Below are 2426 nucleotides of genomic sequence, written 5' to 3' on the forward strand. Positions count from 1 at the left end.
CCGTCGAGCCGCCCCAGGGCCGCGGCGAGCGGGTCGGAGGGCGCGGCGGGACGCCGGGGCAGGGCCCACGCCAGCGCCCACCGGGGGTCGGCGCGCTCCTCGGCGGGACGTCCCGCGAGCGCCGCCGGCTCGTGCGCACCGCTGCGGCGCAGCACGACCCAGCGATCGGCCACGTCGCGGAGCACCCGGTCGGCGACGCCGGGCCGCTCCACGCGGACCTCCCCCAGGGCCGGCAGCGCCAGCAGGAGGAGGTCGTCGACGGCGTCGAGCAGCGCGCCGACCGGCGCGACGGCGTCCGGGCGCAGCGGGAGGACGACGACGGTCGACCAGCCCCGGTCGAGCAGCGCCGCCGCCTCGTCGCCCCCGGGCACGTCGTCGGGGCCGACCGCGAAGGGGCTGCGCAGCACCGGCAGCGAGCCGCCCCGGCGGGCGACCTCGGCGGCGAGCTCACCGCCGGCGGCGGACGCGGCCTCGTGGACGGCGGCGGCCGCCCGACGCCGGTCGAAGCCGACGCCACCCGCCGCCGTCAGCAGGGCGGGCGCGTCGCTCACCCTGAGGACGGCCGTGAAGCCGACGCCGAAGCGCCCGACCACGCCGTCCAGCGGGGGGCCGCCGTCGCTCGCGCCCGGCTCGGGACGCTTGGTCGAGGCGCGCAGACCCGCCAAGGCCCGCACGCCGGCGGCGTCGAGCGGCACGCCCCCGCTGGCGGCCAGCAGCACGGGTGCGCCGTCGGCGGAGGAGAGCCGCAGCAGCAGCCGTCCGCGCCCGACCTCCCCGCCGCGGACGGCGGCGTCGGCGGCGTTCTGGGCCAGCTCGACGACGACGCGGTCGCGGTAGCCGCCGAGCGCGAGCTCCTCCTCGGCGTTGGCGTCCTCCCGCAGCCGGTCGGGCGAGGCCGTCCAGGCCGCCAGCGCGCGGGCCCGCAACCCGGCGCAGCCGAAGGGGTCGTCCCGGTCCGCGGGTCGGGGGTCGCCCTCCGGGCCGGAGCCGTCGGGACGACCGGCGTCGTCGGAGGGACCGGGCGAGCGCACCGCGCCGGTCAGGCGACCGGCACGACGTCGAGGACCTGGTCGTCGACGACGGGAGCCGGCACCTGCTCGCGCCGCACCTCGACGTCGGTCTCGCTGTGCGCCCCGCAGCCGTGGTCGACGCTGACGACCGTGCCGTCCGACGGCGACCAGCCGTTGGCGCACACCCCGAAGACCTGGCGCATCGCCCCCGGCAGCGGCAGGAAGAACCCGCAGCTGCCGCAGCCCGCCGCCGACGCCTTGGCGCTCTCGGCGCCCGGGCCGTGCTCGCCGTCGTACCAGCGCTGCGCCGCCTCGGCGCGCCCGTCGCGGGAGAGCACCCGGCGCCGGCCGAGCCCGAGCTCGTGGAACCCGACGGCGTCGACGTCCTCCTCGCCCGTGGCGGTGAAGCCCGGGACGAGCCGCTCGTCGTCCTCCACGCGCGGCAGGACGTCGGTCGGGCCGACGTCCCCCGGCTGCAGCCGCTCGGCCCAGGGCAGCCACGCCGGCGCGAGGACGGAGCCCTCGCCGGCGAGGAGCTCGGCCTCGCAGACCGTGGCGACGCGGGCGCGCGGCGCCCGCGCGAGCGTCACCGCCCAGCGCCACCCCTGGTACCCGGCTGCGGTGCAGGCGAAGTCGTGGGTGAGGAGGCGGTCGTCCTCGACGCGGACGCCGAGGTGCTCGCCCACGAGGACCTCGCCGCGGGGACCGCGGCCGGCCACGGCCTCGGCGGCCTCGCGCGCCAGCTCCACCGCTCCGGCGAGCACGGCGTCGGAGGCGGGGGCGCGGCGCCGGCGGGGAGGCACGCCTCAGCCCTCCAGGTCGTCGGCGACGCGGCGCAGCACGGTCGCGACCTTGCGACCCGCGCTGCGGTCGGGGTAGCGGCCGCGGTGCAGCTGGTTGGAGACGCCGTCGAGGAGGCGGATGAGGTCCTCGACGACGACGGCCATGTCCTCGGGACCGCGGCGCGTGCCCGACGTCACGGTGGCGGGGGCCTGGACCACCCGCACGGAGAGCGCCTGCTTGCCGCGGCGCCCGTCGGCGACGCCGAACTCGACCTTGGCGCCCGGGGAGACGGTCGTCCCCGCGGGCAGCGCCGAGGCGTGGAGGAAGACCTCGTCCCCGTCCTCGGCCGCGATGAAGCCGAACCCGCGCTCGGCGTCGAACCACTTGACCCTGCCTGTCGGCACCCTCGTCCGTCCTCGCGTCGTCCTGGGCCGGGCGGCTCCCCGCGGTGGGCGCCCGCCCCCCGGTCGGGGACGGCGACACGGGCGCGGGCCCGCTCCGGCGTGCACCCGCCAGGCTAACCCTCCCGAGCGGCTAGCGTCGGGCCGCGCCGACCACGGCGCCCAGCCCCGCCCGCCCGGCCTCGCCACCCCGCGGTCCACCCGGCCGCGCACGTCGAGGAAGGGCACCTCC

At 79.8% G+C, this 2426-nt stretch carries 3 protein-coding genes; all 3 read right to left on the reverse strand.

Going from position 1 to position 2426, the window contains the following annotated elements:
- On the reverse strand, positions 1 to 1031 hold a 1031-nt coding region (locus HLB09_RS15800), incomplete at its 3' end, for a sacsin N-terminal ATP-binding-like domain-containing protein (protein WP_212771224.1).
- A gap of 8 nt (positions 1032 to 1039) precedes the next feature.
- A complete protein-coding gene (locus tag HLB09_RS15805; RefSeq protein ID WP_171204273.1) occupies positions 1040 to 1813 on the reverse strand; it encodes a DUF3027 domain-containing protein in 774 nt (257 codons plus the stop codon).
- A 3-nt stretch (positions 1814 to 1816) separates the two neighbouring features.
- Positions 1817 to 2197, reverse strand: a complete 381-nt coding sequence (locus HLB09_RS20475; RefSeq protein ID WP_171204274.1) for a cold shock domain-containing protein — start codon at positions 2195 to 2197, stop codon at positions 1817 to 1819.
- Positions 2198 to 2426 lie beyond the last annotated feature (229 nt).

The organism is Pseudokineococcus marinus, assembly GCF_013004605.1.
In the GTDB taxonomy this organism is placed as follows: Bacteria; Actinomycetota; Actinomycetes; order Actinomycetales; family Quadrisphaeraceae; genus Pseudokineococcus; species Pseudokineococcus marinus.